The 26,673-nt window shown below is 70.1% G+C and carries 26 protein-coding genes; 4 read left to right on the plus strand and 22 right to left on the minus strand.

What is annotated here, in order from left to right; translation table 11 throughout:
- Positions 1-575 precede the first annotated feature (575 nt).
- The 4 genes from ACFC1W_RS12365 to ACFC1W_RS12380 all read right to left on the minus strand — a co-directional run bounded on the left by ACFC1W_RS12365 (position 576) and on the right by ACFC1W_RS12380 (position 4,142).
- A complete protein-coding gene (locus ACFC1W_RS12365) occupies positions 576-1,418 on the minus strand; it encodes a DUF4184 family protein (protein ID WP_375992913.1) in 843 nt (280 codons plus the stop codon).
- Positions 1,419-1,430: 12 nt separating this feature from the next.
- Positions 1,431-2,732, minus strand: a complete 1,302-nt coding sequence (gene tyrS / locus ACFC1W_RS12370) for a tyrosine--tRNA ligase (RefSeq protein WP_375992915.1) — start codon at positions 2,730-2,732, stop codon at positions 1,431-1,433.
- Positions 2,733-2,770: 38 nt separating this feature from the next.
- Positions 2,771-3,718 carry an aldo/keto reductase gene (locus ACFC1W_RS12375; protein ID WP_375992918.1) on the minus strand — a complete coding sequence of 316 codons (948 nt, stop codon included), beginning with the start codon at positions 3,716-3,718 and terminating at the stop codon, positions 2,771-2,773.
- Between the two features lie 73 nt (positions 3,719-3,791).
- Complete coding sequence (locus tag ACFC1W_RS12380) at positions 3,792-4,142, minus strand: VOC family protein (RefSeq protein ID WP_375992921.1); 351 nt, start codon at positions 4,140-4,142, stop codon at positions 3,792-3,794.
- Positions 4,143-4,298: 156 nt separating this feature from the next.
- Between ACFC1W_RS12380 and ACFC1W_RS12385 the strand changes: the two genes are divergently transcribed.
- Positions 4,299-4,895, plus strand: coding sequence for a DNA-binding protein (locus tag ACFC1W_RS12385; protein WP_375992924.1), 597 nt, complete (start codon positions 4,299-4,301; stop codon positions 4,893-4,895).
- Positions 4,896-5,040: 145 nt separating this feature from the next.
- Positions 5,041-5,640 (plus strand): hypothetical protein, encoded by a 600-nt coding sequence (locus ACFC1W_RS12390; RefSeq protein ID WP_375992925.1) that lies wholly within the window; start codon positions 5,041-5,043, stop codon positions 5,638-5,640.
- Between the two features lie 16 nt (positions 5,641-5,656).
- Here the strand turns inward: ACFC1W_RS12390 and argH are convergent, their stop codons facing one another.
- From argH to ACFC1W_RS12430, 8 genes are all read right to left on the minus strand, one after another.
- The gene (argH, locus tag ACFC1W_RS12395) at positions 5,657-7,087 is read right to left on the minus strand and encodes an argininosuccinate lyase (RefSeq protein WP_375992928.1); all 1,431 of its coding nucleotides are present in this window, start codon (positions 7,085-7,087) and stop codon (positions 5,657-5,659) included.
- Positions 7,088-7,096: 9 nt separating this feature from the next.
- A complete protein-coding gene (locus ACFC1W_RS12400; RefSeq protein ID WP_375992930.1) occupies positions 7,097-8,299 on the minus strand; it encodes a heparan-alpha-glucosaminide N-acetyltransferase domain-containing protein in 1,203 nt (400 codons plus the stop codon).
- A gap of 10 nt (positions 8,300-8,309) precedes the next feature.
- Positions 8,310-9,233, minus strand: a complete 924-nt coding sequence (gene argF / locus ACFC1W_RS12405) for an ornithine carbamoyltransferase (RefSeq protein WP_375992932.1) — start codon at positions 9,231-9,233, stop codon at positions 8,310-8,312.
- Positions 9,230-10,444, minus strand: a complete 1,215-nt coding sequence (locus ACFC1W_RS12410; protein WP_375992934.1) for an acetylornithine transaminase — start codon at positions 10,442-10,444, stop codon at positions 9,230-9,232. Before ACFC1W_RS12410 ends, argF begins: the two co-directional genes overlap by 4 nt.
- Entirely contained in the window at positions 10,441-11,340 is a 900-nt protein-coding gene (argB, locus tag ACFC1W_RS12415) for an acetylglutamate kinase (RefSeq protein WP_241113049.1), read from the minus strand. Before argB ends, ACFC1W_RS12410 begins: the two co-directional genes overlap by 4 nt.
- Positions 11,337-12,494, minus strand: coding sequence for a bifunctional glutamate N-acetyltransferase/amino-acid acetyltransferase ArgJ (gene argJ, locus ACFC1W_RS12420; protein ID WP_375992937.1), 1,158 nt, complete (start codon positions 12,492-12,494; stop codon positions 11,337-11,339). The genes argB and argJ overlap by 4 nt, the downstream gene beginning before the upstream one ends.
- A gap of 55 nt (positions 12,495-12,549) precedes the next feature.
- Positions 12,550-13,599 (minus strand): N-acetyl-gamma-glutamyl-phosphate reductase, encoded by a 1,050-nt coding sequence (gene argC, locus ACFC1W_RS12425; protein WP_375992940.1) that lies wholly within the window; start codon positions 13,597-13,599, stop codon positions 12,550-12,552.
- Between the two features lie 343 nt (positions 13,600-13,942).
- The gene (locus ACFC1W_RS12430) at positions 13,943-14,920 is read right to left on the minus strand and encodes an NAD-dependent epimerase/dehydratase family protein (RefSeq protein ID WP_375992942.1); all 978 of its coding nucleotides are present in this window, start codon (positions 14,918-14,920) and stop codon (positions 13,943-13,945) included.
- Positions 14,921-15,284: 364 nt separating this feature from the next.
- On the opposite strand from ACFC1W_RS12430, the gene ACFC1W_RS12435 reads away from it, so the two are divergent.
- Entirely contained in the window at positions 15,285-16,415 is a 1,131-nt protein-coding gene (locus ACFC1W_RS12435; protein WP_375992945.1) for an AAA family ATPase, read from the plus strand.
- 146 nt (positions 16,416-16,561) lie between these two features.
- On the opposite strand, the gene pheT is transcribed toward ACFC1W_RS12435, so the two are convergent.
- The 10 genes from pheT to infC all read right to left on the minus strand — a co-directional run bounded on the left by pheT (position 16,562) and on the right by infC (position 26,078).
- Entirely contained in the window at positions 16,562-19,093 is a 2,532-nt protein-coding gene (gene pheT / locus ACFC1W_RS12440) for a phenylalanine--tRNA ligase subunit beta (protein ID WP_375992948.1), read from the minus strand.
- Positions 19,093-20,133 carry a phenylalanine--tRNA ligase subunit alpha gene (gene pheS, locus ACFC1W_RS12445; protein ID WP_375992950.1) on the minus strand — a complete coding sequence of 347 codons (1,041 nt, stop codon included), beginning with the start codon at positions 20,131-20,133 and terminating at the stop codon, positions 19,093-19,095. Before pheS ends, pheT begins: the two co-directional genes overlap by 1 nt.
- A 51-nt stretch (positions 20,134-20,184) precedes the next feature.
- Complete coding sequence (locus ACFC1W_RS12450) at positions 20,185-21,087, minus strand: amino acid ABC transporter permease (protein WP_375992953.1); 903 nt, start codon at positions 21,085-21,087, stop codon at positions 20,185-20,187.
- Between the two features lie 58 nt (positions 21,088-21,145).
- The gene (locus ACFC1W_RS12455; RefSeq protein ID WP_375993972.1) at positions 21,146-21,802 is read right to left on the minus strand and encodes an amino acid ABC transporter permease; all 657 of its coding nucleotides are present in this window, start codon (positions 21,800-21,802) and stop codon (positions 21,146-21,148) included.
- Between the two features lie 71 nt (positions 21,803-21,873).
- On the minus strand, positions 21,874-22,788 hold the full coding sequence (locus ACFC1W_RS12460) for a glutamate ABC transporter substrate-binding protein (protein ID WP_375992956.1): 915 nt from the start codon (positions 22,786-22,788) through the stop codon (positions 21,874-21,876).
- Positions 22,789-22,911: 123 nt separating this feature from the next.
- Positions 22,912-23,703, minus strand: a complete 792-nt coding sequence (locus ACFC1W_RS12465) for an amino acid ABC transporter ATP-binding protein (RefSeq protein WP_375992958.1) — start codon at positions 23,701-23,703, stop codon at positions 22,912-22,914.
- Between the two features lie 88 nt (positions 23,704-23,791).
- A complete protein-coding gene (locus ACFC1W_RS12470; protein ID WP_375992961.1) occupies positions 23,792-24,592 on the minus strand; it encodes a TrmH family RNA methyltransferase in 801 nt (266 codons plus the stop codon).
- Positions 24,593-24,694: 102 nt separating this feature from the next.
- Entirely contained in the window at positions 24,695-25,078 is a 384-nt protein-coding gene (gene rplT / locus ACFC1W_RS12475; RefSeq protein ID WP_191763017.1) for a 50S ribosomal protein L20, read from the minus strand.
- Between the two features lie 29 nt (positions 25,079-25,107).
- Positions 25,108-25,302, minus strand: a complete 195-nt coding sequence (gene rpmI, locus ACFC1W_RS12480; RefSeq protein ID WP_191763019.1) for a 50S ribosomal protein L35 — start codon at positions 25,300-25,302, stop codon at positions 25,108-25,110.
- A gap of 68 nt (positions 25,303-25,370) precedes the next feature.
- Complete coding sequence (gene infC, locus ACFC1W_RS12485; RefSeq protein WP_241113060.1) at positions 25,371-26,078, minus strand: translation initiation factor IF-3; 708 nt, start codon at positions 26,076-26,078, stop codon at positions 25,371-25,373.
- Positions 26,079-26,282: 204 nt separating this feature from the next.
- Here infC and ACFC1W_RS12490 point away from each other — a divergent pair, with 204 nt between their 5' ends.
- Positions 26,283-26,660, plus strand: coding sequence for a DUF1844 domain-containing protein (locus ACFC1W_RS12490; RefSeq protein ID WP_375993975.1), 378 nt, complete (start codon positions 26,283-26,285; stop codon positions 26,658-26,660).
- The last annotated feature ends 13 nt before the right edge of the window (positions 26,661-26,673 follow it).

The following is a 26,673-nucleotide window of genomic DNA, read 5'->3' on the forward strand; positions in this document are numbered from 1 at the left end:
CGTTCATCCTGAGCCAGGATCAAACTCTCCATAAAAAATGTTTGCCACCACAACCCGGGAAAACGAGTCGAGCAGCGAGTTCGAAACTGACCAAAAGGATGCCATCACTGACAATCCATACGCCAACCCCAAAAAGAGGCTGGACTTGATCCAAAGGAATCTCAAACGATCAAAAAATGACCGACGAGGTTAATTGGCATTTGACAAGTGCACGCTGTTGAGTTCTCAAGGATCGGACGCTCCAGCGCACGACGGATCCCTGACCCGCCGCACCAACTGGGCAACTTCACAATCTTATCTCGCCGTCGCGATCCCGTCAACTTGACAGGACCCCTCGGAGCGAGGCTCCCACCGGTCCGGCGAGCCGGAGATCTGCCGAAGCGGATCATGGTGGTGGGGGTGGTTCGCTGCTTGAGGGGAGCCAGGCCTTCCGGCCTTCCGCTCTACCCTTTGGGGCGAACAACAAGAACATTACGCGAGCCCCGCCCCCACGTCGAATCGGCGGCGCAGCCCGGGCGTGTCGCGGGTGGACGCGCTCACGCGCGTGAGAGAAGAACCCCTGTTCGCCGGGCGGTTCAGCTCGCGACGGACTGCTTCCGCGCGTCGGCACGACGCAGCTGAACCACCACGCAGAGCACGACGGTCAGCACCCCCCACACCGCGCACGCCGGAGGCAGCACCCGGTACGCCAGGTGCTGCATCGTGAACTCCGTCGTGAGTGGTCCGAGCATCGCGAGGCCGGCGAACCACGCGCCGATCAGCACGATCGGAAGCGAGGCCCACCACGTCACCCGCAGCCATGACGGCAGCGCGCGATCGACCGCGGGCGCGGCATCCGCTCTCCTCAGCCAGAGCAGTCCCCACACGCCGATGATCGCGAGGCCCACGACGCTCGATCCGTGCTGCAGCCACTTGAGTCCGAGCAGCGGACCCCACTGCTCGGCGAGGGCGGGGATCGCCGCCACTCCCCCGCGTCCTTCGTGGGTGAACAGGTCCCACACGATGTGGCTCACCACGCCGATGCTCAGCGACAGCACGAGGAGCAGGATGCCGGCCCAGCGAACACGCCAGCGCCCACCGCCGCAGTCCGAGTCGACCCGCGTCACGGCGAGCGTCTCGCGAGCGCCGTCGAGGGCGCCCCGATCCCACTCTGCGGGCAGACGCGAGGCGAGCGGGCCCGGCGAGAGCTCACGCGCCGCGGGTCGCAGCACGGTTCGCCAGACGAGCAGCAGAACGAGCGCGAGCAGCACCGTCGCCGGGAGCCACACGAGGTCGTGCGTCACGCCGTAGTGGAGCGGCAGCCCGCGCACGAAGAGCGGCAGGTCGGGTGCCATCGCACCGATCGCGATGGCGGCCGGCACCAGCGGCGTCCGGATGAACGGCAGCGCGACGACCGCATGGCTCGGCGTGAACGGCATGCCGCTGCGGGATCAGCCGTTCACGAAGACGCCGGCGAGCGTCTTCTTGCCGCGGCGCAGCACCGACACCCCGCCGGGCAGGTCACCGGTCACGAGAGCCGACTCGTCGACCTTCACACCGTCGAGCGACACGCCGCCCTGAGCGATCGCGCGCCGCCCTTCGGAGAGGCTCGAGACGAGTCCGGTGTCGACGAGCGCCTGCAGCACGCCGGTGCCCGATGCGACCGTGGCGTTCGGCAGCTCCTCGAGCGCCTCGCGCAGCGTCCCGGCGTCGAGAACCGTCAGGTCGCCTTGGCCGAACAGCGCCTCGGACGCCGCGATCACCGCGGCTGCGGCATCCGCTCCGTGAACGAATGTCGTGACCTCGCGGGCAAGGCGGCGCTGAGCCTCGCGCCGGAACGGCTCGGCCGCGACCAGTCGCTCGTACTCCTCGATCTCGTCGCGGGTGAGGAACGTGAAGATCTTCAGCCGCGCGATCACGTCGGCGTCGTCGGTGTTCAACCAGAACTGGTACATCCGGTACGGGCTGCACATCGCGGGGTCGAGCCAGATGGCGTTGCCCTCGCTCTTGCCGAACTTGGTGCCGTCGCTGTTGGTGATCAGCGGCGTGCCGATCGCGTGGACATGTACGCCCTCGACGCGATGGATCAGGTCGGTCCCGCTCGTGAGGTTGCCCCACTGGTCGCTGCCGCCGGTCTGCAGCACGCAACCGTACTGACGGTACAGCTCGAGGTAGTCCATGCCCTGCAGGATCTGGTAGCTGAACTCTGTGTAGCTGATGCCGGCCTCGGAGTTGAGGCGTGCCGCCACGGCGTCCTTCTTGATCATCGTGCCGACGCGGTAGTGCTTGCCGATCTCGCGCAGGAAGTCGAGCGCCGAGAGCGGCGCCGTCCAGTCGAGGTTGTTCACGATGCGGGCGGCGTTCTCGCCCTCGAAGCTCAGGAAGCGCTCGACCTGTGCCCGGAGGTAGCCGACCCACTCCTCGACGGTCTCGCGCTCATTGAGCGTGCGCTCCGCCGTCGGGCGGGGGTCGCCGATGAGCCCGGTCGAACCGCCGACGAGGCCGAGCGGCTTGTGGCCGGCGAGCTGCAGCCGGCGCATCGTGAGCAGCTGCACGAGGTTCCCCAAGTGCAGGCTCGGCGCGGTCGGGTCGAAGCCGCAGTAATACGTGATCGGATCGCCGGCGAGAACGGCGCGCAGCGCCTCCTGATCGGTGGACACATGCACGAGTCCGCGCCACACCAGCTCGTCCCAGACGTTCTCGAACGACGGGTCGTTGGCGGGGGCGGTCGCGCTCACAGAGCTGTTCGACACGCGTGCCAGGCTATCAGCGCGGCACCCCCGTCCTGTTCTCAGGCGGGCTCGTCGAGGCGCGCGAGCTGCTCGGATGAGAGCTCGAGCCGCACGGCGTCCATCGCGACATCGAGCTGCTCGAGCTTGCTGCCGCCGAGCATGGGACGGATGCCGCGAGCGACGTGCCACGCCAGCACCGTCTGTCCGCGCGAGGCGCCGAGCTCGGCCGCCACCTCGTCGAGGGCTTCGAGCCGCGCCGTCGTGCCCGGGTGGTCGTAGATGTCGGAGATCGGCTTGGCCGGGTTGTCGTAGGCACCCGAGAGCAGCGGCGTGTAGGCCCACACCTCGAGCCCGTGCGTCTGGGCGTAGTCGCGCTGCTCGTCGCTCAGCACGCCGAACGGGTGATTGGTCGGGTTCGTGCCGGGACGCGGCCGCAGGTACGTGCTGTTGTGCTGCAGGGCGTCGATGGGCGTCGCGCCGAGGTGCCGCGCGTGGGCGCGAGCGCGCTCGACCCGCCAGGCGGGGTGATTGGATGCTCCGACCCGCGCGACGCGTCCGCTCTCGGTCAGTTCGGCCAGCGCCTCGACGGTCTCCTCGATCGGCGTCGCGCGGTCTTCCATGTGCAACCACAGCAGATCGACCGACTCGAGTCCGAGTCGTTCGCGGCTGCCGGCGAACGCCTCGCGCACCGCGCGCCTCGACAGACCCTCACGGCGCATCGGGAAGGCATCCGCCCACAGCGGTTCCGCACCGAGCTTGGTCGCGATCTTCACGCGCTCGCGCACGCCCGGCCGCGCGGCCAGCCAGCGCCCGAGGACACGCTCGCTCGCCCCTCCCCGCCCCTCGTCCGATGCCCAGAAGGCGTAGCAGTCAGCGGTGTCGATCCAGACGCCGCCGCGTTCGACGAAGCGGTCGAGAAGCGCGAAGGACGTCTTCTCGTCGACGGCGGTGCCGAACATCATGGCGCCGAGGACGAGGGCGGATGTGGGAGAGGTCGAAGGGGTCATGAATCCAGCCTGCAACCTGGAGTCCGCTCCAGGTCAAGTCCAATCCTCGGAGCCATGACGAGCTCGCCGCGCGTCAGGCAGCGGAGATCTCGTCGTAGAGGCCGATGATGTTGCCCTCGGAGTCCTTGAGGTAGACGTATCGTGCCGTCTCGCCCATCGGCTCGATCTCGCCGAGCTGCTCTCCGCCGTGGGAGACCGCCAGAGCGACGGCATCCTCGATCTTGTCGACAGTGAACACCACGGTCGGGTGCGGAGTCGGGCCGCGCATGTGGAGGTCGCCGTTCACGCCTTCACCATCGGGCTGTCGCAGCATGCCCATCTCGTCGCCCCACGGCTCGTACTCGTACCCGAGGACGCCCCGATAGAAGGCCTGCGCTCGCGCGATGTCATCGACCGGGATCTCGAAGTGCTCCATCTTCGCCATGGCGACCACGCTCCCACGAGCATCGGACAGAGGGAAGACCGATTCTCGGGATAAGCACTCACACTTAATCAATCACTTTTTAGCATAGGAGCTTATGTTGATCATGTGCACAGGCTAAACTGATTCCACTTCAGCCCTGAGGCAAAAGGAGATGTCATGTTCGTGGTGACGGCGGACCAGCGAGACAGTCAGGCGAACGACGACCTCGTTCCCGCAGGGATCCACGCGATCAGCGCCGCGGCCGGGCCGCGACTCTCGCTCGCCCCCGAACGGACCGCGGGCGACGAGATCCAGACCGCGATCGCCGACGCCGCCGGCGCCCTCGAGATCGTCCTGCAGCTCACCCGGCTGGGCACGTGGAGCGTGGGGATCGGCGTCGGCGTGGTCGAGGAGCCGCTGCCGGCGAACGTCCGCGCCGCACGCGGTCCAGCCTTCGTCAACGCGCGCGACGCGGTGGACCGCGCGAAGCGCGCACCCACCCGTGTCGCGCTCACCGCCGGCCCGGAAGGACAGGATCCCGAGGCCCTGCTCCGTCTCCTCATCGAACTGCGAGACCGCCGCACCGCCGAAGGCTGGGAAGTGCACGATCTGCTGGCGGAGGGCCTGAACCAGCGCGATGCGGCGCGGCGACTCGGCATCTCGGAGGCCGCGGTCAGCCTGCGCGCACGCAACGCGGGGCTCCGTACGGAGGAGGCCGCCGTGCCGGCGGTGCGACGACTCCTCGCGCGGCTCGACGACCAGGTCAGCCGGTAGCGCGCCTGAGTTCGTCGACCACGTCGAGGAGCTGATCGTCCGCCGATGCTGACGCGGGGACGTCCTCCTCGGCGAACCTCCAGAGGTATGCCCACGTCCTCGAATAGCCGGTCGGCCGTCCGACCCGCGTGCGAGACTGAGCGGCATGGTCATCCCCCCCGATCTGCTCCTCCCCCTCGCGCTGTCGCTGTTCCTCTTCGTCACCCTGAGCGCCGCGCTGATCCTCGTCGTGCTCACCACCCGCCGCCCACGCGAGATCCCGCTGCTGATCGCGGGGGGACTCGTCATCCTCGCCCTGCTCGTGGTCGTGGTCGCTCCGTTCAACGTGCCGCCGTTCATCGCGGTGTTCATCGCACTTCTCGGCACCGCCCTCGCGGCCGCGGGAGGAAGCCCCGTGACACGGCGCGTGCTCGAGGTCGCGACGCACGGGCGCGTGCCCGAAGGCGACAACGGCGGAATCCTGCTGCGCCCTGCGACCGTGGCGGGGATCGTCGCCGACGACGCCCCCGCGCGCGAGGTGCTCCGCGGCGGCACGACGATCGGCTACCTCGAGCGACTCGGCGTGGCGATCGCGATCATCGTCGGCTTTCCCGAGGCGCTCGCCGTGGTCGTCGCCGTGAAGGGCATCGGACGCTTCTCCGAACTCGCCGCCGCCGAGGCGCGGGAGCGCTTCATCATCGGCACCCTCGCGAGCCTGCTCTGGGCATGCGTCGTGGGCGGCCTCGTGCGCCTCGCGATCTGGTGACCGCGGCTCGTCGGTACTAGATGCCGAGCACGTGCGCGGCGGACTGGATCCGCTCGACCAATTCCGCGCGCTGCTCGGCGACCCGCACCGGAGCCGTGCCACCCGCACCCGTGCGGCTCGCGACCGAGCCCTCGACGGTGAGCACCTCGCGCACCTCCGGAGTCAGCATCGGCGAGACGCCGACGAGCTGGGCGTCGGTGACCTCGTGCAGCTCGATGCCGTGCTCCTCGCAGACGCGCACCAGGTGGCCTGAGATCTCGTGCGCATCGCGGAACGGCACGCCCCGCTTCACGAGCCACTCGGCCACGTCGGTCGCCAGCGAGAATCCCTGCGGGGCGAGCTCTGCCATGCGGTCGGTGTGGAACCGCAGCGTCGCGATCATGCCCGCGAACGCCGGCAGCAGCGTCTCGAGCGTGCGGACGGAGTCGAACACCGGCTCCTTGTCCTCCTGAAGATCGCGGTTGTACGCGAGCGGCAGGGCCTTGAGCGTCGCGAGCAGGCCGGTCAGGTTGCCGATGAGGCGGCCGGACTTGCCGCGCGCAAGCTCGGCGATGTCGGGGTTCTTCTTCTGCGGCATGATGCTCGAGCCCGTCGAGTAGCCGTCGTCGAGCGTGACGAAACGGAACTCGCGGGTGTTCCAGAGGATGATCTCCTCGGCGAGCCGCGACACGTCGATGCCGATCATCGCGGTGATGAAGGCGAACTCCGCGACCACGTCGCGGGCGGCGGTGCCGTCGAGCGAGTTCTCGGCCGGGCGCGCGAGACCGAGCTCGCGGGCGACCAGCTGCGGGTCGAGGCCGAGAGTCGATCCGGCGAGCGCACCGCCGCCATACGGCGATACGGCGGCACGGACGGACCAGTCCCCCAGGCGCTCAAGATCGCGCACGAGCGGCCAGGCGTGTGCCTGGAGGTGGTGCGCGAGCAGCACGGGCTGCGCGTGCTGAAGGTGCGTGCGTCCCGGCATGACGGCATCCGGGTGCGCTTCGGCCTGCGCGACCAGGGCGTCGACGAGGCGGAGGATGTCGCGCGCGATGGTGCGCGAATGGTCGAGCAGGTACATCCGCACGAGCGTCGCGATCTGGTCGTTGCGGCTCCGGCCGGCGCGGAGCTTGCCGCCGAGCTCAGCCCCGACCTCGCCGATCAGTGCCTGCTCGAGCGCGCCGTGCACGTCTTCGTCGGACTCGGCGGGGCGCAGCGTGCCGTCGGTGACCGACCGCGCGAGGGCGTCGAGGCCGTCGTGCATCGCGCGCTCTTCCTCAGCCGTGAGGTAGCCCGCTGCCGCGAGCGCCTTGGCATGGGCATGCGAACCCGCGATGTCGTAGAGCGCGAGGTCCCAGTCGAAGTGCGTGGAGCGGCTCAGCTCGGCCAGCTCCGGCGACGGCCCCGTCGCGAATCGGGCGCCCCACAGCGCGCCCTCGTTGGTCCCGTCGCCCTTGGTGTCGCTCACCGGACCAGCCTACCGAGGCCTCAGGTCGTCGCCCCGCGGCGTGACGTCGGCGACGAGGCGTGCGGAACGGTCGACGACCCACTCCAGCGGACCTCGCCCGACCAGCAGAGCCCACACGGTGCACACGACGACGGTCGTGATCGCGAGCGGCCAGAAGGGCTCGAGCGCCCGGAAGCCCGCCAGATCACCCCCTCGGTCGAGCACGGCGAGCGCGACCAGCCACCACACCACGAGCTGACCGACGTACGCCGTGAGCGGCATGGCGCCGACCGCACGCAGCGGGAGCACCGCCCAGACGAGCGCCGTGCCGCAAAGCAGCAGGCACGCCGCGATCACGGCGAGCGCGAACCCGCCCGACCCGATGACCTCCAGCAACCCGGTCGAGTGCGGTTCGGCCGTCCACAGCGCCTCGGCGAACGACGCCGGATCCTCGTCGTGGCCTGCGATCGCGGCATCCGCTCCGTATCCGATGAGGGCGAGCGCGGCACCGGCGCCGAGCATCCACAGCTGGACGGAGGTGCGCAGGATGCCGGCGCGTGCGACGCCGAGCCCGGCGAGGAGGAACACGATCCAGGTCGTGAACGGGTAGTGCCATCCGATCGCGCGGAACAGCGCGACGCCGGGCATCGTCTGCCACAGCGGGAGATCGTCGAGCGCGACCTGCACGACGGGCATGACGACGGCGAGCACCGCTGCCACGAGCAGGAGCGTCCGCGCGCGGAGGGTCAGGAGCGGGACGGCGAGGAAGAAGAGCAGCGCGTAGGCGGGCAGGATCACGTGCACCGGCACGCCGGTGAGGACGAGGAAGATGCCGATCAGCCAGATCAGGACCGCGCGCACGACGAGCCGCAGTCGCGCCTTCCGCAGCCGCTCGCCTGCCGGCGGCGTGCGGCCGCCCGTCGCGAGGCCGATCGAGACGCCCGCGAGCGTGGCGAACAGGATCGACGAGCGCCCGTCGACGACGGCGATCCAGGTCGTGGCATCCGCCCAGTCGAAGGGCTCCGTGATCCAGAGCAGGTGCGCCGCGAACATGCCGAGCACGGCCAGACCGCGCGCGAGATCGACCCCCGCGATGCGCTGCGGTCCGTTCAGGCGCTCCCATCGGGACGCCAGCCAACCGCCCGATGCGCTGTCGGGCCGGCCTTCGGACGCGGCCTGCACGCTCGGTTCGCGCTGCTCGCGCTGTCCGTCCGGCGACCCGGCGCCCTCCACCGCGACGCGCTCAGTCCTGGCGGAGAAGCCAGACGAGCAGGGCCTTCTGGGCGTGGAGCCGGTTCTCGGCCTCATCCCACACGACGCTCTGCGGTCCGTCGATCACCTCGGCGTCGACCTCGTACCCGCGGTCGGCGGGGAGGCAGTGGATGAAGATCGCGTCGTCCTTGGCCAGCGCCATGAGCTCCTGCGTCACCTTGTACGCACCGAGGTCGCGCAGGCGCGCCAGCTTCTCCTCCTCCTTGCCCATCGACACCCAGGTGTCGGTCACGATGACGTCGGCACCGGCCGCGGCCTCGTTGGGGTCGGTGTAGAGCGTGACCGATCCGCCGGTCTCGGCGGCGCGACGGTCGGCGTCGGCGATCACGTCGTCGCGCGGCGCGTACGATTCGGGCGACGCGACGCGCACGTGCATGCCCGCCGTGACACCGGCCAGCACGTACGAGTGCGCCATGTTCGACATCCCGTCGCCGAAGAACGCGAGCGTCAGTCCCTTCAACTCGCCCTTGTGCTCCTTGATGGTGAGGAGATCGGCGAGCAGCTGGCACGGGTGGAAGTCGTCGCTCAGCGCGTTGACGACGGGCACGCGGGTGCCTTCCGCCATCTGCTCGAGCCCCGACTGGGCGTAGGTGCGCCACACGATCGCTGCCACCTGGCGCTCGAGCACACGCGCCGTGTCGGCGGGAGTCTCCTTGCCACCGAGCTGGCTGTTGGCGGTCGAGATGATGAGCGGGGAGCCGCCGAGGTCGGCGATGCCGACGGCGAACGACACGCGCGTGCGCGTCGACGACTTGTCGAAGATCACGGCGACGGTCTGCGGGCCCTCGAGCGCCTTGAGCTTCCAGCGGTCCTTCTTGAGCGCGACCGCCAGGTCGAGGATCTCGTCCTGCTCGGCCTGGCTCAGGTCGTCGTCGCGCAGCAGGTGGCGGGTCATGCGTGGACCTCCGTGGGGTTCTCGAGCAGCAGGGCGTCCTCGACGGTGCGCACCGACGCCGTGAACAGCTCGACGAACTCGTCGAGCTCGACGTCGCCGATCGTCAGGGCCGGCACGAGGCGGATCGTCTCGTCGTTGGGGGCGTTGATCACGAGGCCGTGCTCCTGGGCCGCGGCCACGACGGCCTTGGCGACCGGATGCGTGAGCGCGATGCCGAGCAGCAGACCGCGTCCGCGCACCGATCCGATGAGCGCCGAGTCGATGCCGAGGATCGCCGCGCGCAGCTGGTCGCCGCGCTCGGCTGCGTTCGCCACGAGTCCGGCCCGCTCGATCTCGCCCAGCACCGCGCCGGCCACGGCCGTGCCCAGCGCGTTGCCGCCGAACGTCGAGCCATGCGTGCCCGGGTAGAACAGCTCGCTCGCGGCCCCGAACGTGATGAGCGCGCCGATCGGGAACCCGCCGCCGATGCCCTTGGCGACCGTGATCGCGTCGGGGGTGATGCCGGCGTGCTGGAACGCGAACCAGGCGCCGGTGCGACCTGCACCGGTCTGGATCTCGTCGACGATGAGCAGCGCCCCGTGACGCTCGGTGATCGCGCGCGCGGCCTCGAGGTAGCCGTCGGGAAGGTCGATCACGCCGGCCTCGCCCTTGACGGGTTCGACGAACAGCGCGGCCACGCGATCGTCGATCGCGGCCTCGAGCGCCTCGACGGTGGAGTCGATGAACTCGACGCCCGGGGTCATCGGCAGGAACGGCTCCTGCATGTACGGCTTGCCGGTCAGCGCCAGTGTGCCCATCGTGCGGCCATGGAACGCGTCTTTCAGCGCGAGGATGCGCGGCCGCTCGGCGCCACCATGCAGACGGGCCAGCTTGAACGCCGCTTCGTTTGCCTCGGCGCCGGAATTGCCGAAGTACACGCGGCCGGAGTCGCCGGTCTCCGCGAGGCGCTTCAGCTGGGCTGCGAGGGCGAGCTGCGGCGGCGTCGCGAAGTAGTTCGACACGTGCGCGAGCGTCGCCGCCTGGCGGCTGATCGCGTCGACGAACACCGGGTGGGCGTGGCCGAGCGAGTCGACCGCGATGCCCGCGAGGAAGTCGAGATACCGCTTGTCGTCGGCGTCCCAGAGGTACGAGCCCTCGCCGCGGACGAACATCGCCATCCGCTCGCCGAAACTCCGGACGAGGTCGCGCCCCGCGTCATCCTGCCACGTCATCCGAGGACCACCTCTGTTCCGATTCCCTTGCTGGTGAAGATCTCCACGAGAACCGAGTGCGGCACCCGCCCGTCGATGATCGCCGCCGTCTCGACGCCGCCCTCGACGGCTTCCAGGCAGGCCTGCATCTTCGGGATCATTCCCGACTCGAGCGAGGGCAGCATCGCCCGCAGCTCGGTCGAGGTCAGGTGCGACACGAGCGAGTCGCGGTTCGGCCAGTCGGCGTAGAGGCCGGGGACGTCGGTGAGGACGACGAGCTTCGCTGCACCGAGAGCGACAGCGAGGGCGGATGCCGCGGCATCCGCGTTCACGTTCAGCGAGTGCCCCGGGTGGTCGAGGTCGGGCGCGATGCTCGACACCACGGGGATCCGCCCTGCGGCGAGCTGATCGAGCACGGGCTGCGGGTCGACCTCGACGACGTCGCCCACGCGCCCGAGGTCGTGCTCGACGCCCTCGATGACGACCCCGCGACGGCGGCCGCCGAAGAGGCCGGCGTCCTCGCCGCTGAGCCCGGCCGCGTGCGGGCCGTGCGCGTTGATCTTGGCGACGAGCTGCGGATTGATCTGCCCGGTCAGCACCATGCGCACGACCGAGATCGCCTCGGTCGAGGTGACGCGGTAGCCGCCCTTGAACTCGCTCGGGATCGCCAGGCGGTCGAGCATCGACGAGATCTGCGGGCCGCCGCCGTGCACCACGACGGGCTTGACGCCGACGTATCGCAGGTACGCGATGTCGGCGGCGAAGGCGTCCTGCAGCTCGTCGGACACCATCGCGTTGCCGCCGTACTTGATGACGACGACCTGGTCGCTGAAGCGCTGCAGCCACGGCAGCGACTCGATGAGCGTGGCCGCCTTGACGCTGGCCTCGTCGGGATCGGTGTCCTGGATCTGGGTCATGAGGAGTACGCGCTGTTCTCGTGGACGTAGTCGTGGGTGAGATCGTTCGTCAGGATCGTCGCGGTCGCCTCGCCCACCTTGAGGTCGATCACCAGATCCGTGGCCCGCGGGGTGAGGTCGACGTCCTCGCGCGGAGCGTCCGGACCGCCCTGCGAGCACACGCGCACGCCGTTCATCCAGACATCGACGTCGTACGGGTCGAACGCCGCGGCTGTCGTGCCGATCGCGGCGAGCACGCGCCCCCAGTTCGGGTCGTTGCCGAAGATCGCGGCCTTGAAGAGGTTGTTGCGGGCGACCGACCGCCCGACCTCGACCGCATCCTCCTCGGATGCGGCGCCGCGCACCTCGATCGTGATGTCGTGGCTCGCGCCCTCGGCGTCGCCCTGCAGCTGCTTCGCCAGGTCGGCGCTCACCTCGGCGAGCGCTGCCGCGAAGTCGTCCAGGTCGGGTGTGATGCCCGAGGCACCGCTCACGAGCAGCGTGACCTGGTCGTTCGTCGACATGCAGCCGTCCGAGTCCAGGCGGTCGAAGGTGCGGCCCGTCGCCGTTCGCAGTGCGGCGTCGGCCTGAGCCGCATCGAGCACGGCGTCGGTCGTGATGACCACGAGCATGGTGGCGAGGCCGGGCGCCAGCATCCCGGCCCCCTTCGCCATTCCCCCGATGGACCATCCGTCACGAGTGACGGCGGCTCGTTTGGGACGCGAGTCGGTGGTCATGATGGCGAGGGATGCCGCCTCCCCGCCGTCGGCGGACAGCTCGGCGATGCCCTGCTCGGTGCCTGCGAGCACCTTCGCGCGGAACGTCTCGTCGCCCGTGCCGATGAGGCCCGTCGAGCAGACCAGCACGTCGCCGGCGCTCACCCCGAGCAGTTCGGCGGCCTTCTCGGCCGTCTGGTGCGTGGTCTGGAAGCCGAACGAGCCGGTGAAGCAGTTCGCGCCGCCCGAGTTCAGGACGACGGCCTCGACGACGCCGTCCTTGACGGCCTGCTCCGACCAGATGATCGGGTTGGCCTTCGCGCGGTTCGACGTGAACACCGCCGCGCCGACCTTGAGCGGTCCGCGGTTGACGACGACCGCGACGTCGGGCTTGCCGGTCGACTTCAGGCCGACGGCGACGCCCGCCGCTTCGAAGCCCTTCGGTGCGGTGACGCTCACGGGATGATTCCGTTCTCGCCCCGTACGCCGGACAGAGTCTCTCGGCTCACGTTGGTCATGGGGCCACCCCGTTCACAGAGAGCGCCGTGCCTTCAGCGAGGCCGAGCGCGATGTTCATGGACTGCACGGCGGCTCCGGCCGTGCCCTTGACGAGGTTGTCGACGGCGGTGACGACCACGACGCGGTTCGCCGCGCGGTCGATCGCGAGGCCCATCAGCGCGGTGTTGGCTCCGACGACGTCGGCCGTGCGGGGGAACTGGCCCGCGGGCAGCAGCTGCACGAACGTCTCGTCACCGTACGGGGACTCCCACGCGGCGCGGATCTCGGCATCCGTGGCGTCGTTCGCGATGGGGGCGGTCGAGGTGGCGAGGATGCCGCGGGCCATCGGCACGAGGACGGGCGTGAACGAGATGCGGATGCCGTCGGCCGGCGCGCCGGCGGCGGCGAGCGCCTGCCGGATCTCGGGGATGTGCCGGTGCGTGCCGCCGACCGCGTACGGGTTGGCAGTGCCGAGGATCTCGCTCGCGAGGAGGTTCGGCTTGAGGGCCTTGCCGGCGCCCGATGGTCCGACCGCGAGCACCGTGACGATGTCGCCGGCGTCGATGACGCCTGCGGCGACGCCCGGTGCGAGGCTCAGCGAGACGGTCGACGCGTTGCAGCCGGGGGCGGCGATGCGGGATGCCCCGACCAGCCGCGCGCGCTGCTTGACGCCGCCTGTCAGGAGCTCCGGCACGCCGTAGACCCAGGGCTCGTGGAAGTCGCCGCCGTAGAAGGTGTCCCAGTCGGCGGCCGACTCGAGGCGGTGATCGGCCCCGGCGTCGATCACGAGGGCAGCGTCGCCGAGTGCGTCGGTGTACTGCCCCGACTGCCCGTGCGGGAGCGCCAGGAACACGATGTCGTGCCCGGCGAGGATCTCGGGCGTCGTCTCGGTGAGCGTGAGGTGCGCGAGCGAGCGGAGGTGCGGCTGGTGCTGGATGAGCGGCTGTCCCGCGTTGGAGTGCGCGGTCACGGTGCGGATCTCGACGTCGGGATGCGCGGCGAGGATCCGCAGGATCTCGCCGCCCGCATAGCCGGATGCGCCGGAGACGGCGACCGAATATGTCATGGATTCCACCTTAGAGTCTGGGTGCGGGGGCCGGAGACGGCGACGCCCGCTCGCAGACGTCCGGGAGGACGGCGTGCAGGGTCGCCTACAGTCGGCGCTCGCCCAGACGGCGTCGGCGCGCAGGGGCGGCGCTCGGAGCGAGCGTCACGAGTCCCTGGATGGCCGAAGGCATGCCGCGACGATAGCCGCCGGGCCGCAGCATCCGCAAATCCGGTGTCACCGCGTGGCGGGCCTGGGCGGCGACAAGACGACGCGCCGCGGGTGGCACCCCTCGCGAGACGACGTTCCTGCGACGAGACGTGCGGCAGACGACGGCTCGCCGCGGATGCGATGTCTCGCGCCCCTACCCCAGCGTGGCGAGCAGGGCGAGCTCGTCGACGCGGGAAAGCCCGGAGCGCCGCTCGCGGTCGAGCCCGCGCTCGCGCTCGTCGTCCAGTGTGCGCCGCAGTGTCTCGGTGAGGGGGCGCAGGCGGCCGCCGAGCAGGCGGTACGCCGCGTTCGAGCGCGTCCAGAAGCCCGGCATGCCTGCGGGCAGCCACAGCGGGAGCGAGCGCGGGCCCATCCAGTACGCGACGCCATGTGCCTCGAGCCAGTCGTCCGTCGCCGTCACGAGACGCCCCGAGTGCCCGGCGACCTCCCGCGCCTCGGAGAGCAGACGATCGAGCGGCACCGGATCGCCCACCGCGTTCGCGATGCCTGTCCACCGCTCGCGCCCGACGCTCTGGACGAACTCGGCCAGGTCGTCGACGTCGATGACCTGCTCCCCGCGGCTCGCGGCATCGGGGACGAGCACATCGTCGCCCCCGGCGAGCGCGAACCGCCCGACCCAGTACCCGAACCGGTCGGTCGGGTCGCCGGGCCCGACGATGAGGCCGGGTCGCACGATCGCCGCGCGGTGTCCCATGACGGAACGGACGGATGCCTCGGCCCGCGCCTTCGCGCGACCGTAGTCCTCCTCCTCGTCGGGTCCTGCGGGCGCCAGCACATCGGCCGATTCGTCCGCGCCCGGCTCGTCGTTCTCTGCGTACACCGACACCGTGGAGATGTATGTCCAGTGCTTCGCGCGCTCGGCGAGAGCGTCGAGCGCGGCGGCGACGTGGACCGGCTTCGACGAGATGTCGACGACCTCGTCCCAGTCGCGCGATGCCATCTTGTCGTACGCCCCCGGTTCGTCGCGGTCCGCCGTCACGAGGTGCGTGCCGTACGGTGCGGGTCGCCCGCCTCGGGCGAGGCACGTGACGGATGCCCCGGCATCCGCCCACTTCTCCGCGATGCGCCCGCTCAGCCAGCCTGTACCACCCAGCACCAGTACGTCCGTCATGCCCCCACCCAACCAGACCGGTCCGTCGGCGGCGAGCATCTCCGCTCACAGCGGACCGCGCGGGGTCGTGTGCCGTAACTCCGCCTGCCCGCGGCGGCGTGGGCTCCCCGCCCGTGCGCGGTGTGTGCCGTAACTCCGCCTGGCTTTCCCGTGCGGGGCCCGAGCCTCCGCGCTTTCGGCCGTTGTTGCGCCGCCAGCCCGACGCCAGGCGGAGTTACGACACGCCCCGCCGGTGAGTCCCGCCCCCGCGAGGCGGAGTCACTGCGCACCACCCGCGCACTCGGCCGGCCCCGCCAGGCGAAGTTGCGACCCATCCCCGCCGGACGACCGCCCACGCGTCGGAGGCCCCTGCCAGGATGGCGGGATGCTGACCACCGTCGCCGTCTCGGGCTACCGCTCGCTCCGCGACGTCGTGCTGCCGCTCGGCGCGCTGACCGTGATCACCGGGCCGAACGGGTCCGGCAAGTCGAACCTCTACCGCGCCCTGCGGCTCCTCGCCGCGACGGCGACCGGAGCGCTGGTCGCTTCGGTCGCCCGCGAGGGCGGCCTGCCGTCGCTGCTGTGGGCCGGCCCCGAGCACGGCGGCACACAGGGCACCGTGCGCTCGGGCCCGATCGCGGTGCGACTGGGGTTCGCCTCGGACGAGCTGGGCTACCTCGTCGACCTCGGCATCCCGCAGGCCGATCAGCGCAGCCTGTTCGCACGCGACCCCGAGCTCAAGCGCGAGCAGGTGTTCGCCGGACCCGTGGCGAAGCCGGCGACGCTGCTCATCGACCGCCTGCGCGGTGCGACCCGCGTCCGGGACGGCACCTGGGTCGCCCTCTCGCAGCAGCTCGCGCCATTCGAGAGCATCGTCACCGACCTCGCCGACGGCGACACGGCACCCGAGCTGCTGTCGCTGCGGCGCACCCTCGGCGGCTGGCGGTTCTACGACCACTTCCGCGTCGACGTCGACGCACCGGCTCGCCAGCCGCAGGTCGGCACCCGCTCCCCCACGCTGGCGCACGGCGGCGAGAACATCGCCGCGGTCTGGGCCACAATCCACGACGCCGGGCACGGCCGCGCCCTCGACGCCGCGGTCGCACGGGCTTTCCCGGGCGCGCAGGTGGGCGTCGAGGCATCCGACGGGCGATTCCGCCTCGTGATGCGCCAGCCGGGCCTGCTGCGGCCGCTCGAGACCGGCGAGCTTTCCGACGGCACCTTGCGCTACCTGCTTCTGTGCGCCGCGCTGCTGCCCGCGCGTCCCGCCCCGCTCATCGTGCTGAACGAGCCCGAGGCCAGCCTGCACCCCGAACTGCTCGACCCGCTCGCCGAGCTCGTAGCCGAAGCATCCGCTCGCTCTCAAGTGCTCGTGGTGACGCACGCCGAGCGACTCTCGGCACCGCTGGAGCACGCCGGAGCGCTCACGCACCGCCTCGAAGCGCACCCCGACGGCACGCGCATCGCCGGTCAGGGCGTGCTCGACCGCCCGGCATGGAACTGGGGCAGCCGCTGATGCCGCCACCCGACCTCCGCGTGGAACGGGGCAGCCGCGGATGCGCCGCCCAACCTCCGCGTGGAACGGGGCAGCCGCGGATGCGCCGCCCAACCTCCGCGTGAAACTGGGGCAGCCGCTGACCTGTCCGACCCGGGACCCCCGCGCTACTCGCGCAGGGTCGCTCCGAAGCGCTCGGCCGCCGCCGCGACGCCCGCGAGCTTCGCCTCGGTCGCCTCAGCGGCGGTGAGCGTGCGGTCGGCAGCACGGAAGCGCAGCGCGAACGTGAGGCTCTTCGTGCCCGCCTCGATGCCCTGACCGCGGTAGTCGTCGACGAGGCGCAGCGACTCGAGCAGCTCGCCCGCTCCTTCCCGGAGGGCCGCGCGCACCTCGGCGGCCGGCAGGTCGGCGGCGACCACGAGAGACACGTCCTGCGTGGCGGCCGGGTATCCCGACAGCGACGCCGCGACGACACGCTCACCGGCGAGGGAGAGGACCAGATCCAGGTCGAGTTCGGCGACGATCACGCGACCGGGCAGATCGGATGCCTCGGCCACAGCGGGCAGCAGCTCGCCGACGTAGCCCACCTCGGTGCCTGCGACCGACAGCGCTCCGGTGCGACCGGGGTGTAGCGCGGCGCGCTGTCCCTGGGCGACGTCGATCGACACGCCGGCCGCGGCGCCGATCGCGCGCACCGCGTCGAGCGCGTCGCCGAGCTCCGCGGCGACAGGTGCGGTGCCGGGCTGCTTCGCGACGAGGTTGCCCGCGAGGAGGACCGCGACGAAGCGGTGCTGCGGCGGGATCGACGCATCGAGCTCGGCCAGGGTCGCGGCATCCGGTCGCACCGCCAGCGGCGGCACGTGCGTCGTGCCGTACGCGACACCCGGCTTCGGCAGGAAGACCACGCCGGTCTCGAAGAGTGCGAGGTCGGTGAGGCCGCGTGCGACGTTGCGGTGCGCGACTTGCAGCAGGCCGGGCACGAGCGAGCGGCGCAGGAACGGCGCCTGCCCGTCGAGGGGGTTGGCGAGCTTCACGCTCGGCAGCTTGTCGCCCGAGGCCGAGCCGTGCAGATCGTTGAGCTCCTCGGTCGTGAAGCCGAACGACGGCGTCTCGACGTAGCCGGCGGCCGCGAGCGCGTTCGCGACGCGACGGCGCCCCTGCTGGGCGGGCGCCAGGCCGCGGCCCGACGGCGGCGTGGGCAGGATCGACGGGATGCGGTCGTAGCCCTCGATTCGGGCGACCTCCTCGGCGAGCGTCCACTTGTCGGTGAGGTCGGGTCGCCACGACGGCGGGTGCACGGACCAGTGGTCGCCGGTGTCGTAGACCTCGCAGCCGATCATCTCGAGCGCGGCGACGATCTCGCCCGTCGTGTAGTCGACCCCGATGAGCTTCTCGACGAAACCGCGCGGCAGGTCGATGCCCGCGATCTCGACGGTGGTGAACAGCGCTCCGCCCACCTCGGTGTCGAGCGTGCCGCCCGCGTACTCGACCATGAGGTCGGCCACGCGGCGGGCCGCGACGAACGGGATGAGCGGGTCGACGCCCCGCTCGAAGCGGCGGGAGGCCTCGCTGGGCAGTTTGTGCCGCCGGGCGGTGCGCGCGATCGAGACGGTGTCGAAGACCGCCGCCTCGATGAGCACGTTGCGGGTGGCGTCGCTCATCTCGGTCGTGCCGCCGCCCATCACGCCGGCGAGACCGATCGGACCGGACTCGTCGGTGATGAGGAGATCCTCGGCATGGAGCGTGCGCACCTTGCCGTCGAGGGTCTCGAGCTTCTCGCCCGCGGTCGCGCGGCGCACCGTGATGCCGCCCTGCAGCTTGTCGAGGTCGTAGCCGTGGATCGGCTGGCCGAGCTCGAGCATCACATAGTTGGTGATGTCGATCAGGATGCCGAGCGACCGCACGCCCGCCAGATTCAGGCGCGCGATCATCCAGGCCGGCGTGGGTTTGGTGGGATCGACGTCGCGCACGATGCGCACGGCGAACTCCGACGCGCCCACACGGCCGCGGATGGGGTTGGCGTCGTCGACGGCGACGGCGAAGCCGGAAGCGGGATGCTGCAGCTCGCCCCACTCGCGATCGCCCGGGTCGCGGAACGCGGCCCCGGTGGCGTGGGCGTACTCGCGGGCCACACCGCGCACCGACAGGGCGTAGCCGCGGTCGGGTGTGACATTGATCTCGATCGCGACGTCGTCCAGCCCGAGCAGCGTGATTGCGTCGGTGCCGACGGGCGCGTCGATGCCGAGCTCGACGAGGCGCAGGATGCCGCTGTGCTCGTCGCCCAGGCCCAGTTCACGCGCCGAGGCGATCATGCCGTCCGACACATGGCCGTACGTCTTGCGCGCGGCGATCGGGAACGGTCCGGGCAGCACGGCGCCCGGCAGCGTCACGACGACCTTGTCACCGGCGAAGAAGTTGCGGGCACCGCAGACGATGCCGTGCACGGCGTCGCCGCCGTCGGCCGCGGTCTCGCCTTCGGGCGCGACCCGCACCTGGCACCAGCGGATCGTCTTGCCGTTCGACTGCGGCTCCTCGACGAAGTCGAGCACCTCTCCCACGACGATCGGACCCTGCAACTCGAAGCGGTGCACGTCCTCCTCTTCGAAGCCGACGCTCACGAGCGCCGCGAGGACATCCTCGGGCGTCGCATCCGCTGGGACGTCGACGTACTCACGCAACCACGAAAGCGGGACGCGCATCAGACCACCATTCCGAACTGCTCGCTGAAGCGGACATCACCTTCGGCCATGTCGCGCATGTCCTGGACGTCGCTGCGGAACATGAGCGTCCGCTCGATGCCCATGCCGAACGCGAAGCCCGAGTACTCCTCGGGGTCGATCCCCGCTGCGCGCAGCACGTTGGGGTTGATCATGCCGCAGCCGCCCCACTCGATCCATCGCGCGCCGCCCTTGAAGGTCGGGTGCCACAGGTCGAGCTCGGCGGACGGCTCGGTGAAGGGGAAGTAGTTGGCGCGGAACCGCGTCTTCGCCTCGGCACCGAACAGCACCTTGGCGGCGTGGTCGAGGGTGCCCTTGAGGTGGGCCATCGTGATGCCCTTGTCGACGACGATGCCCTCGAACTGCGTGAAGACGGGCAGGTGCGTCGCGTCGAACTCGTCGGTGCGGTACACACGCCCCGGGCACAGCACGTACAGCGGCAGATCGCGCTCGAGCATCGAGCGCACCTGTACAGGGCTCGTGTGCGTGCGCATCACGAGGTGACGCTCCACCGGGTCGACGAAGAACGTGTCCTGCATCTGGCGCGCGGGGTGGTCCTCGTCGAAGTTCAGCGCGTCGAAGTTGAACCACTCGTGCTCGAGCTCGGGACCCTCGGCGATCTCCCACCCCATGCCGACGAAGATGTCGGAGATCTGCTCCTGCAGGAGGGAGATCGGATGCCGCGCCCCCACGCGCGCCCGCTGGGCCAGCGCCGTGATGTCGACGCGCTCGGCCTGGAGCCGGGCGGCGGTCTCGGCCTCGGCGAGCTCCGCCTCGCGCGCCGCGAAGGCCTGGTTCACGCGCCCGCGTGCCTGGCCCACGAGCTTGCCGAACTCGGCCTTCTTCTCGTTCGGCACGCTGCGCAGCTGCGCGTTGAGCTGCGCGAGCGGCGAACCTTCGGCGCTGTGGGCGGACCGGGCGGCCTTCAGAGCGGCCGTGTCGCCGGCTGCGGAGACGGCGTCCAGCGCCGCCTGCACGGCGGACTCCACCGCCTCGGGAGTGATCTCGTGAGCATCAGACACGAGAACCGAGTCTACCGACGGCGGATGCCCCGCCCCGCCGCTTCCGGCGCGTCAGATCCCGGCTCCCCTGCCTCCACGCTGGGTGACGATGAGTTCGGTGTCGGTGATCTCCTGCGTCGGCTGCTCGGCCTGGGCGATCCTCACGCCGGCGGACGACCGGCGCAGTCGCTTCTCGACCGTGTTCGCGACGAACGACAGGATGAGGCACAGGCCGATGTAGATCGCACCGACGATGATCGTCGCCGGGATGATCGGCGAGTCGAGCGACGACTGCGACCCGATGAAGCGCGCGTAGAACAGCAGCTCGGGGTACGTGATGATGAAGCCGAGTGCGGTGTCCTTCAGCGTCACGACGAGCTGGGCGATGATGACCGGCATCATGGCCCGGATCGCCTGTGGCAGCAGCACGAGCTGCATCACGCCCGACTTCCGCAGTCCGATCGCGTAGCCCGCTTCCTGCTGACCGCGGGGAAGCGACTGCACGCCGGCGCGGATGACCTCGGCCAGCACCGAGCCGTTGTAGGCGATGAGCGCGATGACGACCGCCCAGTACGGGGCCATCCGCACGCCGATGACGGGAAGGCCGTAGTACAGGAGGAACATGAAGACGAGGACGGGCACGGCGCGGAGGAACTCGACGATCGCACCGACCGGGACGCGGATCCATGCATGATCGGACATGCGGCCGATCGCGAGCGTGAAGCCGAGGATCAGCGCGCCGACGGCCGCAACGGCGAACGCGGCGAGCGTGCGGAGAGTGGCGAGTCCGATCTGGACCCAGACGTTGGTGTAGGTGAAGGCCTGCCACTTCTCGGCGGTGAACTGGCCGGTGTCGTAGAGCCGCCACAGGAAGAAGCCGAGGATCGCCGCGACGACGACGACGGTGACGACGCCCAGGATGCGGTTGCGGACAATGGCCCGGGGACCGGGGACGTCATAGAGAACGGAGCTCATAGGATCTCCCCCTTCGGGAGACCGGCGCGCTGGCGCGCGCCGGACGCGTACCGCGTGCTCACCGCGCCACCCTCCACTTGTTCTCGAGCGCTCGCTGGGCCCATGAGAGCAGCAGGACGAGCGCGACGAAGATGATCATGACCCAGATGATCACGAGCATCTGGTTGGCACCGCGCTCACTGAGGTAGTTGCGGGCGGCACCGAGGTTCACCACGCCGAAGCCGGCGGCCACGGTCGTGTTCTTCAGGAGAGCGATGAACACGCTCATCATGGGCGGGATAACGGAGCGGAAGGCCTGCGGCATCACGACCAGCGTCATCACCTGGCCGAAGGTGAGGCCGACGGCGCGGGCGGCCTCGGCCTGCCCGACCGGCACCGTGTTGATGCCGGAGCGGATCGTCTCGGCGACGTAGGTCGCCGTGTAGATGCCGAGCGCGCAAACCGCCAGCGTCAGCGACACATCCGCGGTGAGTCGGAGTCCGAGCAGCGGCGGCAGCGCGAAGGCGAACGCGAAGAAGACGAGGGTGAGCGGGGTGTTGCGGATCGTGTTCACGTAGAGCGACCCGACGCTCCGTGCGACGGGGATCGGCGAGACGCGCATCGCGCCGACGATGATCCCGAGGATGAGCGCGAGGAGCCCTCCCCCGAAGAACAGGATCAGCGTGCCGATCAGACCCTCGGCCCAGACATCCCAGTTGTCGGTGATGACGTTCAGCGGCCCACTCCTCTCGTATCAAGTCCGCGACGGGCGGTGGCGGCGCCGTGAGGGGCCGCCACCGCCGGGTGTCACATGACCGCGTCGACCTCGGGCTGCTCGCCCGTGATGCCGGCCGGCGCGAGGTGCTCGTCGAAGAGCGCAGTCCACACGTCGCCGCCGTCGGTCAGCAGCGTGTTGATGTGCTCGACCATGGCGGTGTCGCCCTTGGCGACGCCGATGCCGTAGCGCTCCTCGCTGAAAGGCTCACCGGCGATCTTCAGGTTGTCGGGGTCCTGCGCCACGTAGCCGGCGAGGATCGCCTCGTCGGTCGTGATCGCGTCGACGGAGCCCGCCTTGAGCTGCTCGACGCACTGCGAGTACGTGTCGTACTCGACGGTGTCGCCGGGGTTGTACTCGTCGCGGATCCGCTGGAGCGGCGTCGAGCCGGTCACCGAGCAGACGATCTTGCCCTCGAGGTCGTCGGGTCCGGTGATGTCCTCGTTGTCGGCGGACACGAGCAGACCCTGGCCCGTGATGAAGTACGGACCGGCGAAGTCGATCAGCTCCTTGCGGGTGTCGGTGATCGAGTAGGTGCCGACGTAGTAGTCGATGTCGCCGTTCACGAGCGCCTGCTCGCGGTTGGCCGACGGGATGGTGACGTACTCGATCTGGTCCTCGTCGAATCCGAGGGATGCCGCGACCCAGCGTGCGATGTCGACGTCGAACCCGGTGCGCTCACCGGTCGCGGCGTCCTCGTAGCCGAGGCCGGGCTGATCGTTCTTGACGCCGACGACGACGCCGCCGCGCTCGGTCATGGCGTCGAAGGTCGGGCTGCCCTCGAGCGAGACGTCCGAGGCGACCTCCCAGAGCGCGGTCGTCTCCCCGTCGCCGCCGTCGCCGGGCTCCGAGGGGTCCGCACCGGGTGTGCCGCTGTTGCACGCGGTGAGGGCGAGGATGGCGATGGCAGAAATGCCGATGCCGGTGATGATCCGTGATTTACGCATGGTTCCTCCTGGTTGCTGTGTGTGCGTACTGGTTCCGTATGTCCGACGTTTCGGGTCCGTGCGGAGTGATCGTGCGCTGGTGGTGCTTCGGTTCCCTCCCTGGGTGCCGTGACCTGACCCGGATCAGTGGGTCAGGAGCTTCGAGAGGAAGTCCTTCGCGCGGTCGCTCTTCGGATGGGTGAAGAACTCCTCGGGCGTCGCTTCCTCGACGATCTGCCCGTCGGCCATGAACACGACGCGGTCGGCCGCCTTGCGGGCGAAGCCCATCTCGTGCGTGACGACGATCATCGTCATTCCGTCCTGCGCGAGGCCGACCATCACGTCGAGCACCTCGTTGATCATCTCGGGGTCGAGCGCGCTCGTCGGCTCGTCGAAGAGCATGACCTTGGGCTGCATCGCGAGCGCCCGCGCGATGGCGACGCGCTGCTGCTGGCCGCCGGAGAGCTGTGCCGGCAGCTTGGCCGCCTGGTGGCCGACACCGACACGGTCGAGCAGCTGCGTGCCGAGCTTCTCAGCCTCGGCCTTCTTCATGCCCTTGACCTTGATCGGTCCGAGCGTGACATTGTCGAGGATCGACAGGTGCGCGAACAGGTTGAAGGACTGGAACACCATGCCCACGTCGGCACGCAGCGCCGCGAGGTCCTTCCCCTCCTTCGGCAGCTCCTTGCCGTCGATCATGATCGTTCCGCTCGTGATCGTCTCGAGGCGGTTGATCGTCCGGCAGAGGGTCGACTTGCCCGATCCCGACGGACCGATGACCACGACCACCTCGCCACGGTTGACCGTGAGATCGATGTCCTTCAGCGCCTGGAACTCGCCGTAGTGCTTCTGCACATCGGTGATCTGCACGAGGGGATCGCCGCGACGGACGTTGATGTTCGACGTCTTCGGCGCGCTGTCTTCCGGCATCGTCATAGCGCCACCCTAGGACCGGCGACGACTGCTCTGCCACCCAGCGCGCCGCGTCTTTACCGTGTTGTAACAGCGCGGGAACACCGAGTGGTCAGACGGCGGCGCGCTGGGCGAACGCCGTCTCGTAGAGGCACACGCTGGCGGCGGTCGCGAGGTTGAGCGACTCGGCCGCGCCGTAGATCGGCAGTCGCAGCGATATGTCGGCGAGCGCCAGCGCGGTCTCGTCGAGACCGCGCGCCTCATTTCCGAACAGCCACGCGGTCGGCTCGGCGAGCAGCTCCCGCGAAGCCAGGAAGTCGCCGCCGCCGACGTCGGCCGCGATGACGCGCACGCCGGCCGCGTGCGCCTTCTCGACCGCCGAGGCCAGATCGACGCCCACGGCGACCGGCAGGTGGAACAGCGAGCCGGTCGTCGCGCGCACGACCTTGGGGTTGTACGGGTCGACCGTGCGCCCGGTCAGCACGACGGCGTCGGCGCCCGCGGCGTCGGCCGCCCGGATGATCGTGCCGAGGTTGCCGGGGTCGCGCACCTCCTCGCAGATCGCGACCAGACGGGGCGAGGCGGCGAAGACCTCGCGCACCGACGTGGGCGACTGGCGGGCGACCGCAACGATGCCCTGCGGCGTCACGGTGTCGGCCATCGCGTCGAGCACGTCCTCCGTCGTGAAGACGACCTCCAGGCCCGCGCCTCGTGCCGCGTCACGGAGGTCGGTGTGACGCTCCATGGCCGTCGGGGTCGCGAAGATCTCGACCAGCGTGTCGGGCCGGTACGCCAGCGCCTCCCGGGCCGCCTGTGGACCCTCCAGCAGGAACAGTCCGGTCTCCTGGCGCGCGCTGCGCTTCGTCAGCTTCGCGACGGCGCGGACGCGCGGAGAGCGAGGGTTCTCGAGCACGGCTTCAGTCTAGGGTTCGGGCCGCGACGGATGCGCCGCGCACGCGCGCGAAAAGGGCGCCCTCCGAGTGGAGGACGCCCCTTTCGTGAACCTGTTCGAGTGTCAGGCGCTCTTCGGAGCGTTGACGTTCTCGGGCAGCGCCTTCTTGGCCGTCTCGACGAGCGAGGCGAACACGGCGGGCTCGTTGACCGCGAGCTCGGCGAGCATGCGGCGGTCGACCTGAACGCCCGCGAGGCCGAGGCCCTGCATGAAGCGGTTGTACGTGATGCCGTTCTGGCGGCTCGCAGCGTTGATGCGCTGGATCCACAGGCGGCGGAAGTCGCCCTTGCGCTTGCGACGGTCGCGGTACGCGTAGACGAGCGAGTGGGTGACCTGCTCCTTCGCCTTGCGGTACAGGCGCGAACGCTGTCCGCGGTAACCGGAGGCGCGCTCGAGGATGACGCGACGCTTCTTGTGGGCGTTTACCGCCCGCTTGACTCTAGCCATTTCTGTTGTTTCCTATCGTGCGTCGGCGCTCAGAGGCCGAGGAGCTTCTTGGCGACCTTGGCGTCACCCGGGGCCAGGACCTGCTCCTGGTTGAGGCGACGCGTGCGGCGCGACGACTTGCCCTCGAGGTTGTGGCGCATGTTCGCCTGCTGCTTCATCAGCTTTCCCTTACCGGTGAGCTTGAAGCGCTTCTTGGCACCCGAGTGGGTCTTCTGCTTCGGCATCTCTTCTTCCTTCGTTTCCATCCCGCGCAGCGGGAGTCGGTGTCCCGCGGTGCGGGAGTCTGTGGGTCCTACTCGGCCGTGGCCGGCTCGGACGGAGCTTCGGTCTCGTCGTCGGAGACGGGGGCGCCGGTGCGGGCGGACCGCGCGGCTTCCTTGTTGGCAGCGCGCTGGGCGTTCTGCTCCGTCTTGACCTCGGACTTGTTCTTGTGCGGCGCGACGACCATCACCATGTTGCGGCCGTCGATCGTGGGGTTCGACTCGACCGTGCCGAACTCGGCGACATCCTCTGCGAACTTGCGGAGGAGGCGCACACCCTGCTCGGGACGCGACTGCTCGCGTCCGCGGAAGAGGATCATCGCCTTGACCTTGTCGCCCGCCTGCAGGAAGCCCTCGGCGCGCTTGAGCTTGGTGATGTAGTCGTGGGCCTCGATCTTCAGACGGAACCGGACCTCTTTGAGGACGGTGTTGGCCTGATTGCGACGCGCTTCCTTGGCCTTCTGCGCAGCCTCGTACTTGAACTTGCCGTAGTCCATGATCTTGACCACGGGGGGCTTCGAGTTCGGGGCCACCTCGACGAGATCGAGGTCGGCTTCCTGAGCCAGGCGCAGCGCCACCTCGATGCGGACGACGCCGACCTGCTCTCCGTTCGGGCCGACGAGGCGAACCTCGGGCACGCGGATGCGGTCGTTGGTGCGGGGATCGCTGATGCGGAGCTCCTTCGTGCGGGTGATGGCCACCGCGACACGGGGTGCGTCGCGGGTGGAAGAGTCACTCATTCCACCCGGCACGACGCTCGAACGCCGGCCTTCTGCACCCGGTTCCCGCTTCAAGCGGCTACCCCGGCCGCTGAACGGTCGGGGCGGAGTGCGTGACCCGGTAGCCTTGAACGGCAAGCGCGGGTGGGATGTGATCCTCTTTCAATCCGGTGCAGAACGCACCGGAGCCCGCACGAGTTTAGCAGAGAGAAACGCGTGACCACGATTCCGCCCTCCGACGACGACCGCCACGCCCGCTGGGAGGAACAGGAGCGAGCCGCCTCGGCCGCCACCCGCGACATCGCCGACGTCCCCGCGGTCGAGGTCATCACCACCGCCGCCGTGCACCTCATGAGCGCCGCTGCCGTCAAGGTCGGACTCGCCGACGACCCCGCGACGCAGACCGACCTCGACGAGGCCCGCAAGCTCATCAACGCTCTCGCGGGCCTCATCACGGCCGGCGCACCCGAGATCAGCGACATGCACGCGCGCTCCCTGCGCGACGGGCTTCGGTCGCTTCAGCTCGCGTTCCGCGAGGCCTCGACGATCCCCGATCCGATCGGCAAGGGTCCCGGCGAGAAGTGGACAGGCCCGGTCAACTGACGATGCCGGCGCT

The sequence above is a fragment of the Microbacterium sp. NPDC056003 genome (assembly GCF_042274785.1).
GTDB lineage: Bacteria > Actinomycetota > Actinomycetes > Actinomycetales > Microbacteriaceae > Microbacterium.